Source organism: Paenibacillus sp. H1-7 (genome assembly GCF_022354825.1).
In the GTDB taxonomy this organism is placed as follows: Bacteria; Bacillota; Bacilli; order Paenibacillales; family NBRC-103111; genus Paenibacillus_S.
Genome location: NZ_CP031168.1, coordinates 1,836,628 through 1,854,078, shown reverse-complemented (window position 1 = coordinate 1,854,078; position 17,451 = coordinate 1,836,628). Strand labels below are relative to the sequence as shown.

The 17,451-nt window shown below is 50.0% G+C and carries 12 protein-coding genes; 1 reads left to right on the top strand and 11 read right to left on the bottom strand.

The window, feature by feature from the left end:
* Nucleotides 1-44: 44 nt before the first annotated feature.
* The 6 genes from DVH26_RS08400 to DVH26_RS08375 form a co-directional block, all read right to left on the bottom strand.
* Nucleotides 45-6,179 (bottom strand): S-layer homology domain-containing protein, encoded by a 6,135-nt coding sequence (locus DVH26_RS08400; protein ID WP_239633163.1) that lies wholly within the window; start codon nucleotides 6,177-6,179, stop codon nucleotides 45-47.
* Nucleotides 6,180-6,349: 170 nt separating this feature from the next.
* Nucleotides 6,350-7,009 (bottom strand): phosphate signaling complex protein PhoU, encoded by a 660-nt coding sequence (phoU, locus tag DVH26_RS08395; RefSeq protein WP_239635315.1) that lies wholly within the window; start codon nucleotides 7,007-7,009, stop codon nucleotides 6,350-6,352.
* An 18-nt stretch (nucleotides 7,010-7,027) separates the two neighbouring features.
* Entirely contained in the window at nucleotides 7,028-7,786 is a 759-nt protein-coding gene (pstB, locus tag DVH26_RS08390; protein ID WP_275590482.1) for a phosphate ABC transporter ATP-binding protein PstB, read from the bottom strand.
* A 6-nt stretch (nucleotides 7,787-7,792) separates the two neighbouring features.
* Nucleotides 7,793-8,650, bottom strand: a complete 858-nt coding sequence (gene pstA, locus DVH26_RS08385) for a phosphate ABC transporter permease PstA (RefSeq protein ID WP_239633157.1) — start codon at nucleotides 8,648-8,650, stop codon at nucleotides 7,793-7,795.
* Nucleotides 8,647-9,576, bottom strand: a complete 930-nt coding sequence (gene pstC, locus DVH26_RS08380) for a phosphate ABC transporter permease subunit PstC (protein ID WP_239633155.1) — start codon at nucleotides 9,574-9,576, stop codon at nucleotides 8,647-8,649. Before pstC ends, pstA begins: the two co-directional genes overlap by 4 nt.
* A gap of 251 nt (nucleotides 9,577-9,827) precedes the next feature.
* Nucleotides 9,828-10,727, bottom strand: coding sequence for a phosphate ABC transporter substrate-binding protein (locus DVH26_RS08375; RefSeq protein WP_239633153.1), 900 nt, complete (start codon nucleotides 10,725-10,727; stop codon nucleotides 9,828-9,830).
* 244 nt (nucleotides 10,728-10,971) lie between these two features.
* Here DVH26_RS08375 and DVH26_RS08370 point away from each other — a divergent pair, with 244 nt between their 5' ends.
* Nucleotides 10,972-12,969, top strand: a complete 1,998-nt coding sequence (locus DVH26_RS08370; RefSeq protein WP_239633151.1) for a methyl-accepting chemotaxis protein — start codon at nucleotides 10,972-10,974, stop codon at nucleotides 12,967-12,969.
* A 148-nt stretch (nucleotides 12,970-13,117) separates the two neighbouring features.
* Here DVH26_RS08370 and DVH26_RS08365 read toward each other — a convergent pair whose 3' ends face one another.
* The 5 genes from DVH26_RS08365 to DVH26_RS08345 form a co-directional block, all read right to left on the bottom strand.
* On the bottom strand, nucleotides 13,118-13,987 hold the full coding sequence (locus DVH26_RS08365; RefSeq protein WP_239633149.1) for a PhnE/PtxC family ABC transporter permease: 870 nt from the start codon (nucleotides 13,985-13,987) through the stop codon (nucleotides 13,118-13,120).
* Nucleotide 13,988: 1 nt separating this feature from the next.
* Nucleotides 13,989-14,774 carry a PhnE/PtxC family ABC transporter permease gene (locus DVH26_RS08360; protein ID WP_239633147.1) on the bottom strand — a complete coding sequence of 262 codons (786 nt, stop codon included), beginning with the start codon at nucleotides 14,772-14,774 and terminating at the stop codon, nucleotides 13,989-13,991.
* A complete protein-coding gene (gene phnC, locus DVH26_RS08355) occupies nucleotides 14,764-15,555 on the bottom strand; it encodes a phosphonate ABC transporter ATP-binding protein (protein WP_239633145.1) in 792 nt (263 codons plus the stop codon). The genes DVH26_RS08360 and phnC overlap by 11 nt, the downstream gene beginning before the upstream one ends.
* 24 nt (nucleotides 15,556-15,579) lie before the next feature.
* Nucleotides 15,580-16,641: a phosphate/phosphite/phosphonate ABC transporter substrate-binding protein gene (locus DVH26_RS08350; RefSeq protein WP_239633143.1), complete on the bottom strand. Its 1,062-nt coding sequence runs from the start codon at nucleotides 16,639-16,641 to the stop codon at nucleotides 15,580-15,582.
* 78 nt (nucleotides 16,642-16,719) lie between these two features.
* Entirely contained in the window at nucleotides 16,720-17,448 is a 729-nt protein-coding gene (locus tag DVH26_RS08345; protein ID WP_239633140.1) for a phosphonate C-P lyase system protein PhnL, read from the bottom strand.
* Between the last annotated feature and the right edge of the window lie 3 nt (nucleotides 17,449-17,451).

Genomic DNA, 17,451 nt, shown 5'->3' with positions numbered 1-17,451 from the left:
TGCACCTCCGCAGCAAAAGCCGCCAGAGGTGCTTATTTTTGTATTTAGTTCATCAGCTGTGCATATTGCAGAAGGCGTTTTACCATCACAGCCGCCTCCGCACGGGTAGCATTCTCACCCGGTACGAACGTGCTGGCCGTCATTCCGTTCATAATGCCTGCGGTAACAGTTTGCGCTGCCGCTTCCTTCGCCCAGCTGCTGATGGACGCGCTGTCGCTGAAGGATGCAAGACCCTGTGCGTCCGCCGCGGCTTTTTTGCCAACAATCGTCATCGCTCTTGCTGCCATTACCGCCATTTGCTCGCGTGTAATATTCGCATTCGGCTTGAACGTGCCGTCCTCGAAGCCGTCCACCAAGCCTGCTTTCGCTGCGGCTCCGACGACTCCCGCGTACCAATCCGACGGCAACACGTCGGTAAACTTTGCTGCAGAAGCTTCGTTCAGACCCAATCCTCGCACTAGGATGGCGGCGAACTCCGCGCGCGTGATCCGGTTATCCGGAGCAAAGCTCGACTCGGTCATACCATTGACTACCAGCTTCGATGCCAAAAGCTCCACATCGGATTGTGACCAATGCTTGGTCAAATCAGCGAACGTTTTGGACGATTCAACTACCGTGTAAATACTGTTGCCCGGACGTTTGATCGTTACTTGCGTTCCCTCATTGCCCTCTGTGAACAGAGCCGGCACGAAGCGGAATTGGCCAGCAGCCGGATCATAAGTCACTGCCGTTGTTTTGGACAAATCCTTTGGTTTGCCTATGTTCATCTTTCTGGAGACGTAGTTCAGACCAAAGTCTTCTACGGTAACCGTCTTGCCTTTCGATTCCAAACTAACCTTAAAATCGATGGCTCCGGCTCCGGGATGAAGAGTAAGGCCGGCTTGATTTGCTTTGTCTTTCATGGCCGACAATGCAGCATCACTCAGGTTTTCCAATGTGACAACAAGCTTCACATCGTTCCATGGTGCACCCAAGGATTTCGCGAGCTCTGCAAAATTGACCGCCTTCACCGGCAATTCGTAAGTGATATGACCGTATTGGAAGGAAATAACCAGTCCAGACCCTGCAGCTGCGATATCTGCCAACTGCTGTGCAGGAAGCCGGAATATTGCCGTTGCCGCGTCGGTACTTCCTGCTTCTATTGTTAGTTTCTGCATCGTTGCACCGCTGCCGCCGGCTGCTATGGCCTCAAGCGCTTTGCTTAGAGCCGAAGCATCTACTTCTATGGTTGCGAGTTCCCTTCCATCCGCTGCCTTCCCGATTACCGGTTCTACCCGCAGTACCTGTGAGCCAGCTTCAGAAGGCTGGACAGGCGTGCCGCCGCCACCTGCAGATGAACCCCCACCGCCGCCGTTTCCACGACCGGATCTAGATAGGGTGACGGATGCTTCGTTGGAGTCCGCACTCTCGTAGGCCGAGTTTGCAGCAGTCACTACATAATAATAGGTAGAACCGTACTGCAAGCCGCTGTCTGTATAGCTGTTATTGGCCACATTCGCCGCTACCGTAACATACCCTGTTCCCGGAGTTGTAGTACGTTTCACATTGTAATAAGTGGCTCCTGTTACACTGTTCCATTTCAAGCTGACCTGGGCATCTCCTGCTGTTGCAGTCAGGTTGCTCGGCGCCGCTGGCACTTGGATTACAATACTCGCTTTTGGCTGAGCGCTAGTTTCGGTTGATGCGTCACTTTCCCCAGCAGTATTCCCTGCTGTCACTACATAGTAATAGGTTGTTCCGTTTTCCAAACCAATGTCCGCGTACTGGGTATTCGCCACATTCGCCGCTACCGTAACATACCCCGTTCCCGGAGTCGTACTGCGCTTCACATTGTAATAAGTGGCTCCCGTTACGCTGCTCCATTTCAAGCTGACCTGGGCATCTCCTGCTGTTGCAGTCAGGTTGCTCGGCGCCGCTGGCACTTGGATTACAATACTCGCTTTTGGCTGAGCGCTAGCTTCAGTTGATGCGTCACTTTCCCCAGCAGTATTCCCTGCTGTCACTACATAGTAATAGGTTGTTCCGTTTTCCAAACCAATGTCCGCGTACTGGGTATTCGCAACATTCGCCGCTACCGTAACATACCCCGTTCCCGGAGTCGTACTGCGCTTCACATTGTAATAAGTGGCTCCCGTTACGCTGCTCCATTTCAAGCTGACTTGGGCATCTCCTGCTGTTGCAGTCAGGTTGCTCGGCGCCGCTGGCACTTGGATTACAATACTCGCTTTTGGCTGAGCGCTAGCTTCAGTTGATGCGTCACTTTCCCCAGCAGTATTCCCTGCTGTCACTACATAGTAATAGGTTGTTCCGTTTTCCAAACCAATGTCCGCGTACTGGGTATTTGCTACATTCGCCGCCACTGTAACATACCCCGTTCCCGGAGTCGTACTGCGCTTCACATTGTAATAAGTGGCTCCTGTCACGCTGTTCCATTTCAAGCTGACCTGGGCATCTCCTGCTGTTGCACTCAGGCCGGTCGGCGCGGCTGGCAATTGGATTACAATACTCGCTTTAGGCTGTGCGCTAGCTTCAGTTGATGCGTCACTTTCCCCAGCAGTATTCCCTGCTGTCACTATATAGTAATAGGTTGTTCCGTTTTCCAAACCAATGTCCGCGTACTGGGTGTTCGCCACATTCGCCGCTACCGTAGCATACCCCGTTCCTGGAGTCGTACTGCGTTTCACGTTGTAATAAGTGGCTCCCGTTACGCTGCTCCATTTCAAGCTGACCTGGGCATCTCCTGCTGTTGCAGTCAGACCGGTCGGTGCTGTCAACGGAGGCTTGATGTTGTCGACCGCTTCTTGGCCCAGGCGATCCTGAAGCTGCTGCAAATACAGACTGTCCGGCTTCACATGAGTTCCGAGATGATCCCAGTAGGCGTCGTTTCGCGGACGAGGGTCATATTCATTAGGTACTAGCGGAGTTCCTTTCGTGCCGACATGTCCGATAGCATAGTTTTGCGCCGTAGGAGGCTGCTGGGAGGTCAGGATGCCTTCCGTATTCCAAGTTACATAGTTTGCTCCTGCCCAAGCATGGCCGCTGCCCAGCCAAGCGCGGTCCCGAATGACGATATGGCCCTTCACCTTATCGAACAAGCCTCCGGTAGACCAGCGATGATGCGGCTCGCTCGAGTTGTAATTTTTCTGCGATTCACTGTCATGAATGACGTTAGGACCAGGAATCCGGCTGTCAAATACAAATGCATGCCGCTCCGATTCCGAGTACGATCTTTGCACCAAATTCAATTGACCAACAAAGTAATAAGCGTATCTTCTTCCGCCTGTTACGATGCTGACAAAGTCGGTGATTTTGCTGTCCTGCACCGTTACCCATTTGGCGTTGCGGTCTATTTTTACCAAGGAATAAGCGAGGTGCTTGGCTGTAATGTTACGAACCCAGCCGTTCTTCAATCCGTTCATGACGACGAATTCCTCAACGTGGTTCTCATCGGCGAGGTAAGGGTCGGTCGTATCATTATCCATGACCGTATCGATAATGCTCGGATCGAAAGCCGAATCGACGTACATGTACTCCACGCCTACATTTTGGATACGGGACGGATCGCTGTACTTCATCAACTGCCCGCCTCCCCAGCGGAGCTCGATGGAATTGGCAATCGGCGCATCGACCGTAATCACGTTGCCTTCTATTTTGTCGATCACCCGGTCAAAATCCAGATTAAACGGAGTCATCTGCGACGTAGAGCCCGGCACCGCATCCGGTCTGTCCGGCCTGTCATAAATTTTATCCATCTCGGTTTCATGGATCCATGATTGGTTCCCCACACGACGCACGATTACAGTATCGCCGACGTTATACTTGCTCGCATCCGCTACACGGAACGTACGCGCTCCTGAAGGCACGAACATGTCGGTAATTTCGGTTGCCGTGCTCGTATCGATCTGCAGCCCGGTACTGTTACCAACCTCGATTAAGGATCTCGCTTTAGTGCCCGAACCATATATAACCGTACCGCCCGCCTCGTCTTGTCCTTCGCCCCGCAGCACGACGCCTCCGGTTTGAATTTTCAACGTGCCGCTTACTTCATATCGGCCTTTTTTCAAAAGCACCGCACCGCGGATACCATCTGCTTCCGGCATGGCGGATACCTGATCGATCGCCTCCTGAATCAGCTGCGTCGCATCTCCCTGGATCGGTTCTACCGTAGCTTTCACCGGAGCATCCGGAAGCTTCACGCCTCCTCCATTATAACCGACATTAGAGAAGTCAAGCACTCGGTTGCCCTTAAAATCGGGAATATATAGGAGCTTGTTGTCCGGCCCCATATACACGATGCTGCTTTGATCCGTAGGAATCGCTTGGGGATCCAATACGGTAAAATAAAACGTATCATAAACGGTCTTACTTCCCGTCACGATCGTTAACCGAATTTGATAATCGCCATATTGCGCAACATTGCCATCAAATTCAATGGTATGCTTCCCTCCGGTTTGGACCGCATTAGGCGCAATGGACTGAATAATTTCATTGCCGTTACGTACAAGCTCGGCGCCTACCGAAGCATTCACATAAGGATTTACCGTCACTGCCGGATACGCGGCGCCAATGTTCACAAGAGCCGGTTGGCCTATCTCCATTTTCATATCTGAATGTGACAATTGCAGATCCGCGATAAGCGGGCTTAAATCCTTATTCGGGTTCGTAACGTCCACCCAAATGCTTATGTAAACCGTTTTTTCGTTTAAGGAAGCCTTCCCGACAATAAGAACGACGCCTTCCTCTACTGCCGTGATCTTCCCGTTTGCATCGATGGTAGCTACCTTAGTATTTTTTGATTCAAAACTTACCGTTGCCTTGGAAAGATCATTCTCCTCGAGGTTCCTTGTAAGATTGCCTTTCAACTGCAGCGTCTTTGTATTACCTTTATTCAAATAAATCGTATCGTTCAATTGATACGTCTTCGTGGCATCGAAGAAATTGATATTGTTCAAAATATCCAGTAACCCGCCATACAGCTCAAACTCGGCAACCGCGCTTCCTGCAGACAAATGGTGCAGCTGAAGTCTCACATAATTAGCGCTTGTTTTCGAGAAAATAACCGATTCATTCGTTGTAATCGTCCCCGTCTTTGTATACACATCTTTCCATACGGTTCCGTCCTCAGAGGCTTGAATCGTATACCCATTCAGCTTATCCGAATCCGTAAAGCGGATGGTCGAGCGATTGTACGAGTACGTCTCGCCCAAGTTCACGGTAAGCGACGATTGCTTATCGTCTGCATCCGCGGTGGACGGAACCCAGGCTGTGTTCGTGCCGTCAACGGCAAATGCAGCATTCCCGGAGCTGGCCGTGGCGCTTTTGTTCAAAGCGATATTGCTCTGTGCCACCGGATCGTACACTTCTAGTGGAATGGTGATCCCTTTAAGTACGCCTCCTATGATAGCATCCGCCGTCAGAGTGGTTTTCCCATCTTTGATAGCGGTAACATTACCGTTCTTATCAACGCTTGCGATAGACGGGTCCGAGCTTTTGAAAAAATTCGTAGCGCTCGATAAAACGGCATCGTTTCCGTTATCCAGCTTTCCTTTTAATAGAAATGATTTGGTTCCGCCGGCCGCAAGAGAAACAACCTCGTTTTCGTTATATACGTGGTTACCAGCATCCGTAAGGATGATGCTGCTCAATTTCTCAGCTGGCGGTACGGCGTTAGGATTGTTATACACCTGCAGCTCGTACAATTGGAAGTTTTTCGAATCGAAATGCAGCTGGATCCGGATTGATGACGAAGACACGGGATCAAAATCTATCGTATCCGTTACCGTACTGTTAGGAAACGCATTCCGAACGACATACACGTCCGTCCATACGGAGCTGTCAGACAAATATTGAACCTTCATTTCCTTCACATTGTTCGGTCTCCAGTTCAGCTTCACTTCGTTAAACGTCTGAACGCCTCCGAAGTCGACCTGCAACCAAGGGCTTAGATCTTTACTGTTGGAATTCCAGCTCGTTCCGGTATTACCGTCAACCGCCTTCTCCGGACCGTTGCTGGCAGCATTCGATGATGTGCTGGCTTTCACTGTCTTGCCCAATGCCAGGTTGATCAGCTCAGCTGCGCGAGCCGGATTGGGCTGAACAAGCAAACCGCTTGGAAGCAGCAACGAAAAGATCAGTAGAGCTACTACTCCAAGCTTGAAACGTTGAACTACGTCTTTCAAAATGACAACACCCTCCTCAATAATTGAAAACGTTACCATACAAAGTTCCATTATAAGGAAGGGAATGCTCGGAGTGATTATGTTTTTTTGTGTTGGCATACGTTCTTTTATGTTGTTTTTTCCTGCCTCCCCACAGCAAAAAAAGAGACCGTACGAACGGTCTCCCTTACTTAAATATTTAAATCCTTCCGCTTTCCCGTAACGATATAAATAACGCCTTCGCCGATATTCGTGCAATGATCCGCTACGCGCTCCAGATAATGCGCTACGAACATAAGCTGCGACAGCTGACGGTTGCGGGCGAATTCGCTGTTCATCAAGCCGAGAATTTCATTCATCAGCGTGCTGTACATTTTATCAATCTCGTCATCCTTCTCCGCAAGCGCCGCGGCGCGATGAATGTTGCGCTCGGTATACGACTGCAAGCTTTCACGCAGCATATCGCGGACAAGCAGCGCCATGCGTGGAATGTCCTCCAGCGGCTTGATCAGCTCCTCGCCGGACAGGCGAATCGCGATTTTGGCGATATCCACCGCATGGTCGCTGATGCGCTCCAAGTCGGTGGCGATTTTCAAAGCGGTGCCGATGATGCGGAGATCGCCCGCCATCGGCTGCTGAAGAGCGATGAGGCGTAAGCAGCGTTCCTCGATATCGAGCATCATCTCGTCGATAATGTCATCCTCCGTGACGATCTGTCTGGCTAGCTTCTCGTCAAGCCTCGCCAGAGCATCTACCGCTTGGGAGATCGATTCCTCCACTAGTGTACCCATTTTGACCAGCAATTGTTGAAGCTCATCTACATTTTGGTGAAAATTAGACCTGGTGTCCACCATAATAGCTCCCTTCCGTTATCCGAAACGCCCGGTGATGTAATCTTCCGTTCTTTGATCCGTAGGGGCAGTAAAGATTTTATCCGTTTGGTCGGATTCAATCAATTCGCCGTTCAGGAAGAAAGAGGTATAATCGGAAATCCTTGCTGCCTGCTGCATGTTGTGCGTAACGATGATAATCGTGTACTTTTCTTTTAATGTTTGTGTTAACTCTTCCACTTTCAAAGTGGAAATCGGATCCAGCGCAGATGTAGGCTCATCCATCAGCAGAACATCCGGTTCAACCGCCAGCAGGCGGGCAATGCACAGCCGCTGCTGCTGACCGCCGGACAAGCCTAGGGCGGATTTGTTCAAGCGGTCCTTGACCTCGTCCCACAGCGCAGCCTGAACCAGGCTTTTTTCTACGATTTCATCGAGAACGGCTTTCTTCTTCGTTCCATGAATTCTCGGACCATACGCGATGTTGTCATAGATGCTCATAGGGAACGGGTTCGGACGCTGGAACACCATGCCGACTTTTTTGCGCAAGGAAACGACGTCCATCTCCTGGCCGTAGATGTTTTGCCCGTCGACATAGATGCTGCCGTTAATTCTTACGCTGTCGATCAAATCGTTCATTCGGTTCAATGTACGCAGGAACGTCGATTTGCCGCAGCCGGAAGGACCGATCAAAGCAACGATGGAGTTGTTTTTGATTTCCAGCCCGATGCTGTGCAGCGCCTGGTTCTCCCCATAGAATAGATTCAGCTTCTCTACTTTAATCTTATTTTTCTCTATCACGATTTATTTCCCCCCGGAAAGTCTTTTTTGTAAAATACGGCTAGGAATTCCGATCAGCAGGTTGAACACCAGTACGACAATGAGCAGCAGCGCGGCGCTGCCTTGAGCGATTTGCTTCGCATCCGGAACAATTGCCTCCGATTGCACATACCATAAGTGTGTCGCCAGCGTTTCGCCCATTGCGAGCGGACTCCAGTCCGGGAAAAACCGTGAAACTGACAAGCCCGCAGTATAGATCAGAATGGCGGATTCGCCCAAGGCCCGTCCGGCAACCAGCGTAATCCCCGTAATCAGGCTTGGCATAGCAGCTGGCAGCAGCACCTTGCGGATCGCTTGCCAACGGGTGGAGCCGAGTGCAAGTGAAGCTTCCCAGTACGATTCGGGCACCGAGCGGAGCGATTCCTCCGTTACCCGGACCAGGACCGGCAGGTTGAGCAGGGACAAGGTAGCCGCTCCGCCGATAATCGAGAATTTCAAACCGAACAAATTGACGAACAAGAGAAATCCGAACAAACCGAATACGATTGATGGTACGGAAGATAGAGCTTCTACGGAAATACGGATAAAATCGGTAAACTTGTTTTGTTTGGCATATATGGATAAGTACACACCCGCCCCGATGCCGATAGGCAGGGAGAACAGCAAGGATAAGAACAAAATGTAGAAGGAGTTGAAGAGCATCGGCCCGACGCCGCCGCCCGCCATAATCTCCTGCGGCTTCCCGGTAATGAATTTCCATGAAAGATGCGGCAAGCCGTCACCCAAAATACGGATTAGAAACCATGCCAGCAGCAGTAAAATAATGATGCCGGTTACCCAGAAAAAACCGGTGGCGATACGATCTGTCGTTTTGCTGGTCATTTCACTTCACTCCTCTTCGAAACAAATCGGATCACGATGATAAGCGTTAAGGAGATCAGAAGAAGCATCAACGCCATTAAGTACAACGCGTTATTCCAAGTCGTGCCGTAGTTCGTATTCCCCATATCCTTAACAATCGCAGTGGTCAAAACCGTCGTAGATTCAAGCAGGGAGCCCGGCATTTGCGGCGAGTTCCCGATGACCATGAATACCGCCATCGTCTCACCGATCGCTCTGCCCATACCGAGGATGATACCTGTAATAATCCCTGGACGAGCCGCGGGGATGAGAACTCTCCATATCGTTTGCCATCTGGTTGCTCCAAGAGCAAGCGATGCTTCCTCCAAGCGGCCTGGCAGCGCCCGGATGGCGTCTTCGGAAATCGACAGAATCGTCGGCAGGATCATGATCGCCAAAATAATGGCAGCCGGCAAAATTCCGTAACCAATCGTTCCCGTAGTTTTGGCAAGCATAGGCACGATGACCGTCAAGCCGATCAAGCCGTAAACAACGGAAGGAATACCGACGAACAAGTCCGTGGCCGGACGCATAATTTCGCGCATCCATTTCGGTGCAATCTTGGCCATAAACACGGCACCGGATAAAGCCAGCGGAACAGCCAATACTACAGATAACAGCGTCAGCAGCATTGTGCTGTACAAAAAGGCGAAGATCCCGAATTTATTCTGGCTTGGCGTCCAATCGTGAGAGAAGAAGAACTCCCAAGGAGTAACGCCGGTGAAGGTCTTGACTCCCTGCAATCCGACGAAAGCAATAATCGAAAAGATAATAGCCGAAACCAGAACGGCGCTTCCGACAAAAATCCATCTCATGGTTTGATCGTAGCGGTTTTGTTGTTTGGTCCACTGGCTCACTTTTTTTTCTAGTTTAGCTCGCTCATTTAGCTTGTCAGCGAAAGAATTCACTTTCCTCTTGCCCCCTATTCATTACTTCCCGAATTTGCGGTGCATACCGCAGTGCAGCACGTTGCATTTTCGTTCTTTTTCATCATAGAGGATAATTGTAAAAGCCATACATTTGAATTGTTAAGACAATGTAAAAATTTTATGAAGGTCAACATCATGTCGGCTTTCTGTTTTTCTTGGCGAAATATGTCGCAAGCCGCAAAAAAAAAGAGACCCGGCACAGCCGGATCTCTTCTTGGAAGCTGTAATTCTTATTTTTTCAGCAAATCTGCAGGCAAGAATTTCAACTCTTCTACACGCTTGCTTTGGAAATCGGAGCTCTTGATATAGTCGATGAACGCTTTAACAGCGCCTTTAGCTTCGCCTTTAGTGTACATACGCTCAACGCCATACAAAGGATATTTACCTTCTTTGATAGTGTCTTTGCTGAATGCTACGCCTTCGAATTTCAAAGCTTTGATAGTATCGTTCAAGTAAGGAGTATCAACATAACCGATGGAACCGGCAGTGGAACCGACTGTTGTTGCAACAGCGCCGCTGGACTCTTGAGTTACGCCGTCTTTTGTAAATTCTTTGTCGTCAAGAACGATTTTCTTAACAAGTGCTCTGGAACCGGAGCTGTCTGGACGGTGAACAACTACGATTTTAGCGTCTTTACCGCCAACGTCTTTCCAGTTCGTGATTTTGCCCATGAAAATATCTGCTGCTTGAGCTTTCGTCAAGTTATCTACGTTTACGTCTTTGTTAACGATCAATGCGAAAGGCGCGATAGCTACTACGTTCTCTACCAAGCCTTTATCTTTATACTCAGGACCTGCTTCGACGTCGGAATTACCGATATCGGAAGTGCCGTCAGCAACGTTTTTCAAACCTGTACCGGATCCGCCTGCAGTAACGTTAACCGTTACTTTAGGATTTTTCTCCATGAACTCAGTGGATGCTTGTTTTACCAATGGAAGCAAAGCACTGGAACCGGATGCCGTTACTGTGCCTGTCAGTTCAGCTGCCGCTGGAGGTGGAGTTGCGGCTGGCTGTGCGCCGTTTGCCGGTGTTTGTGTATCTGCTTTTGTACCGCAAGCAGAAAGTGCCCCCGCCAATAAAATAGAGATAACTGCAAAGTTGAAACCTTTTTTCGAGAAATGTTTAAACATCTCTTCGTGTCCTCCCTTTATTCGTTCGTTTTTTGTTTACTTGGACATCTTAACAACCCAATGTAAAGTTTAAACGCGCAAAACGTAAACGGAATGTAAAAGTTATTTTTGTCGAATTTTGAATTACTTTTTACATAATTATGTCACTAGATTAATAATCCGTTTCTATAATATAGGAAAAAGGATCTAGGAAAAGATTGATTTCCACCTGGATTCCGTAAAGATATGAGACGGAGGGATTATATTGAGAAAACAAAATCAGAAGCTGTCTACCAGGCTCCGCATCACTCTTAAGATGAAGATGGTATCCGGCTTGACCGCCATGCTGATCCTGTTTCTAATTGCGGCGATGTACAACGCGCAGCAGCTGGAGCAGATGAAGTCCTATCTCGGACAGCAGAACGAAAAGGTCGAATTGAAGCTGATGGCTCTCGAATTGAAGGAAATGGTCCAGGAGCTGAACATTATCGCATCCGGTCTGGAAATATCGAAGAAAGCGGAATACATACCTAAATATAATGAAAAAAGAAAAGTGTTCGAGTCGATGATCAAGCGGATCGGGGACACGGCGAGTACGCCGGAACAGGTGAAATGGCGCAGCCAGCTTATCTCCCTTACGGTCGAGTATACGAATACGTTCGATGTCGCGGCGAAGCTCGTACAGGACAACAAGCTTACTTCCGCAGATCTCGATAAAAACATGGAGTATTTGTATAACGAATCGCAAAGGCTGATGAACGATATCTTCATTAATGTAGATCAATTTTATGTCGACTATTCGAAAGGCGCCGAGCAAGCGATTGCTGCAACCCAGTCGCTGATGCACCGAACTTCGACGGTGCTGTGGATCGCCTCCGCATTCGTAGTCGTGGTCGGAGCGGCAATCGCCGCCGTACTCGTTAGCTCCTTCAGCAGACCGATGCGCCAGCTTCAGCAGGCGGTGCAGCGAATGGCTTCGGGCGATTTGCGGAGCAAGATCGGCAGCCGGTCCCAAGACGAACTTGGCTTGCTCAGCCAAAGCTTCGACCATATGGTCGATCAGGTGCGCAGTATGCTGCTGCAAACGCAGTCGATCGCCGCTTCTTTATCGGATCATTCGACTTCGTTCCATCGTTTGTCCGGTTCCACCGCGACAGCGAACGCCGAGATCATCCGGGCGATTCAAGAAATCTCCGCCGGTGCGGACAAGCAGGCGAATCATTCGGAGCATTCCGCTTCCTTAATAGCTGATCTGGAACAGGAGCTCGCAACGATCGCCCAATACTCGGAAACGGTTCAGCAAAAAAGCCGCGAAGCCGCCTTCAACACCCATACGGGCTCGGCTTCCATGGAGCAGCTGAAGCAGGCTTCCCAATCTTCCGAAGGCGTTCTCGATAAAGTGTACACAGCCATGGAAGGCCTGTCCGCAAGCACTGTGCAAATCCACAGGATCGTTAACACGATTACGGAAATATCCCATCAAACGAACGTGCTCGCGCTGAATGCGGCGATCGAGGCCGCAAGAGCAGGCGTGCATGGCCGCGGCTTCTCGGTAATAGCCGAAGAAGTGCGCCAGCTTTCGACTCAGACGAATGAATCGTCCAAATCGATTGCTGTCATTATTAAATCGCTGCTGGAGCAGACCGGAGAACTCGAAGGCTATCTGAGCGACGCGCGCCAAACGTTCGGCGTGCAAAACAAAAAAATGAATGACAGTATGGAAGCATTCCAGGAAATTCGTTCTTCCATGGAGATGCTGTCGCAGCATATCGATCAAATCCAGGCGCAAATTGAGCTCGCCAAAAATAAAAACGGCATGCTGGTCGAATCCGTTCAGTTTGTCGCAGCAATCGCTCAGGAGACGGCGGCCGGCGTAGAGGAAGTCAACTCGACCTCCGTTGAGCAGGATAACGCCATTCAACGGATCGCCCAGCAGGCTGACGACATTCTGGTCTTATCACAGAAGCTGTTCCACGAGATTCAGCAATTCCGAATGAGCGAGGATGCATCTCTCGATGCAGACCGCAACGGTTTACAATCCGTTAACAAAAGCGGCGATGATGAAGATCGCGGCGGCAGCGGATCGGACAGCGGTGATAGCAATGACAACAATGGCAGCAACGAGCGTCAGCCCGAACATTCGAAGCCACTTCCGGAGCCAGATGACGACACCGGTTCCGATGCTTCGGATAAGAGCGAGGCCGGATCCGATAAAGACGCCGCCAAGCCGGCGGAGGAAGAAAAGAAGCTTGTCTTGGTATAAAGCTTACTATACATACGGCAGCTTAGGACTTAACCGAGTCCCAGGCTGCCGTTGTTTTCTGTTTAGTAGAAAGGAATGCAGCACGATAGTTGCATGCGCGCAAAAAAAACCGCAAGCTTCGAGCCTGCGGCTTCGGTAGTCAATGGGATTAACTGCGAGTTCTCAGGTTCTTCTTGATTCTCGATGCCAGCAGCTCGAGAATAATTGCCAAAGCAAGGATGAAGTACGTAATTACTCCGACTTCTCTTACGTCGTAATAATAGGAGCTGGCCATAAACATATCGTAGCCGATACCGCCAGCACCGGCAACAGCGCCCATCGCCACCGCAACGGCGAAGTTGATCTCGAAACGCATGAACGTCCACGATATCAAATACGTGACACTGGACGGGATGACCGCTTGGAACACGATCTGCCACCAATTCGCCCCGCTTGCCTTCAACGCTTCAATGACGCCTTCATCCAGCTCCTCGAACGCCTCCGAGTACGCTTTGACCAAATAGCTGACCGAGTGGAAGGTCATGCCGATGACGGCTGCGACACTGCCCAATCCGGCGGCGACGGCAAAAATCAGTACCCATAAGACGGTAGGAACCGCTCTTATGAATGCTACGGCACCTTTTACGGCCAGCGATACCGGTTCGCTGGACAAGTTCCTAGCAGCCAAGAGCCCCAGGAACAAGGCGATGATACCGCCGAACAGCGTCGTCAAGAACGCCAGTCCCAGCGTAATGCCAACCTGCGCTAACGCCTCGAGGAATGTAAAATGCTTCAGATGCGGCTCCAAAAACATCGTTTTGACTGTAGTTGCCGTTGAAACGATGCTGTTCACGATGCTGATATCTTTGTAATCAAACGTGGCAAAGCCGTACACAGACAGCGCTGTCAGCGCCGCCAAAGTAATCTGAATGGCAAACGTGGCCTTGTTGAAGGGCCGTACCTTGATCCGTTTGCCGGAAAGCGCCAGCCGGCTGCCGTCCTTGTCGGGTAAGGTTTTGAACGATTCATGAAATGCCATGCTACAAAATCACCCTCCTGACATAGTTGGAGACAGCCTCGATGGCAAAGATGGCGATAACGATCACGATTACAACGAGTGAAGCGGCGCTGTAATTCAAGCTTTTGTAATACAAACTGAACAGGAATCCGATCCCCGTCCCGGTCAGAATGCCGACCAAGGTTGCGTGACGAATGTTCGTCTCCACCATAAACAAAATCCAACTGATAAGCTGAGGGATGCTGGAAGGGATCACCGAATGAAAAATGATCGAGAAATAACCTGCGCCCGTTGCTCTTAACGCTTCAACGGAGCTGTTGCTGACCTCATCGATCGATTCCATGAAAGCGCGGGTCAAAAAACCGAACGAGCCGAAGAAGAGGGCGAAGTATCCCGTAAGCACGCTCTGTCCGAATGAAAACAAGAGGATCATCGACCAGGCGGCAACATCTATGTTGCGGAACAGAGTGGCGATCGATCGGCTGATCATACTGACCACGCCTCCCACTCCCATCGTATTCGAACCTAGAATAGCGAACAACAGAGCGAATACAGCCGCTACCGAGGTGGCTGCTATCGAGACAAGCACCGTTTCGAGCAGCGTATCCAGAATTGCCGGCAGCCGCTTCATCGCTTTTTCATTAGGGTAAAAATTGCTTGCGGCCCACTCCGCCGCTTTCGGAATGGAAGTGAAGCCTTTGATCACGTCATACTCCGTAACAATAATTGCAATAACGGTCACTATGATCAGCAGGGCGCTGTACAGCAGGCTGTTCCTTCTTTTTCTAGCAAAAAAGTTAGCCTGCATACTGGCCTCCCATGATATCGACATGCTGATCATCCAATTCCGCGCCGTAAATTTTACGAAGCTGCTCCCGCTTAATACCTCCCGGGGACCCATCATAAACGATTGTGCCTTTATTCACGCCGATAATCCGGTCGGAATATTTCAATGCAACGTCAACTTGGTGCAAATTAATAATGACTGTGATGCCCATTGTGGAACAAATGTTTCGCAAATGTTCCATAATAATTCGGGATGCGTTCGGATCGAGGGAAGCGATCGGCTCGTCGCACAGCAGCATTTTGGGATCCTGCACTAATGCGCGCGCGATGCCCACACGCTGCTTTTGACCGCCGCTCAGCTGATCGCAGCGTTTGTAGATCTGCTCCTCCAAGCCGAGAATGTTCAGAATATGGCAAGCCTGCTGCTTCTCCTGCTCGGTGTACAAGCCGAACACACCTGCCAAGGTGGATTTGTATCCAAGTCTGCCATGTAGCACGTTCTCGATAACGCTTAGCCGGTTGACCAGGTTGTAATGCTGGAAAATCATCCCGATCCGGGTGCGCAATCGTTTCAGCTCGTTTTTCTTAAAACCCATAATATTGGCGCCATCAAAAATGATCTCTCCGCTGCTTGCGTCAATCATGCGGTTAATACAGCGAAGGAGAGTCGATTTCCCCGCCCCTGAAGGACCGATGATAGACACGAACTCTCCTTCTTTCACAGCGAAGTTAACATCTGATAACGCTTTTGTATCCGCGCCGTATTGTTTCGATACCTGCTTGAATTCCAATAACGTTGTCATGGTTAACTCCCTTGGATGATTTTATTATTTGGACAGCTCACGGACCGGATTGAACCATGCATCCTCTACAGGCAAAAATTTCTCTTTACCGGTCTTTTGCTTGAACAAACCGGAATCCTTCGAGTCAGCCGGCAGGAACACTTTAGGGTTTTTGGTAACTGCTTCAGATGTGAACGCATCCTTCAGCTTCTTCTGGTCATCCGCGCTGATCGTGCTTGTGTTGATTGCAAACGGAGAGTTCAGTACCGGCGTAACGGAGATAACCGAGAACTCCTTGCCTACCAGCGTATTGAACGGCTCGGCAGCGCCTTGCTTGACTTTATATACAGCGCCCGGCTTGTTCGCCGTTCCGGAGGACAATTCTACATAGTTGGATACGCATGTATCGCAGAATGCCGCAATATCGGCCTTACCTGTCAAAAGATTAACTGCCGAGCCCTGATGAGAGCCGCCGAACAGCACTTCGCTGAAAAACTTGTCTTTGCCGCCCTGCAGCAAATCTTCAGCCGTCAAGCTTTTGTATTTGTCCTTCTTGCTGAAATAGCTCACGATTCCGGCGGAAGGAACTTTAAATCCGGATGTGGAGGAGTTGGATACGAACGAGAATTTCTTGCCTGCTATGTTGTCGATGGCAAAGCCGCTGCCGCTTTTGTACGCTTCCTCTTCGCCTTTTCTTACGTTCAGCCAGCTAAAGTAAACGGCATCGTCCAGCGTACCGGACTCGCCGCTCGCTACAACCAACGGCTGAACCTTCTTATTCTTAGCATTCGCTTCAACGTAGCCTTGAGGTCCCATGAAAGCCAGATCGGCATTGCCGCTAGCGATAGCCTCAATCGCAATGATATAGTCCGTTGTCGTCTTGTGCTCTACTTTTTTGCCGGTTGCGGTTTCGATGACTTTGCCGAGCTCATCGCGGGCGTTTTTCAAGTCAGCGCCGGATTCGTTAGGATACCAAGCGATAGTAATGGTGTCTTTTGTTTTTGCAGGTGCAGCCGCATTTTGCGTTTCACCTGTTGTTTTCGAACCGCAGCCTGCAGCTACAGCTGCCAGGGACAAGCAAATGACAAGAGACAATGCCTTTTTCATATTCAAACCCCTCCCAAAATGTACAATCTAGACAAGATTAGTATACAAATTGAATGTCACCGGAATGTTAGGTTAATGTTAAGATGTTGTAAGCTTTTCTTGCTGCTCCTTGACAACCATTTTACCGTCTCTGATTTGATACTCGCGATTGCACAGATTTTGCATAAACTCCAGGTCATGAAAAATTCCGAGCATGGTCGTTCCTTCCTTCATCAGCTGCTCGATCAACATTTTCACCTTCACCTTGGATCCTTCGTCCAAGCTTGCGGTAGGTTCATCGAGCAGCAGCAAACGAGGCTTCTTCACCATCGCTCTGGCAATGTTCAGCCGCAGCTTCTCGCCGCCGGAGAACGTGGACGGATAGCTGTCCCACAGGCTGCGGTCGAGCTCGAAGTGCTCGAGTATTTTTTCCGTCTCGTTCTCGGCATAATCTACTTCGTGTCCCATTTCTACAATGGCGTGACGAACCAGCTCTCTGGCTGTCGTCCGCGGCATAACGTTAAGAAATTGGGATACATAGCCGATTTCGAACTTACGCAGCTCGATAATGGTTCTCTCCGAGGCTGTCGCCAGATCGATTCTCCCGAACCGCTGCGAATGATACCAGATGCTGCCGGAATGAGGCAGGTACGTGCGGTAAATGCATCGGAGCACGGTCGATTTGCCGCTGCCGCTCTTCCCGGTAATGCCTACGAATTCTCCTTCTTTCAAATGCAGATTGATCTCTTCCACCGCTTTGATATGCTTGTTCAAGTTGTGCAAAGTGAACGATTTGGACAACTGTTCAATCGATAGCAGATTATCCATGCC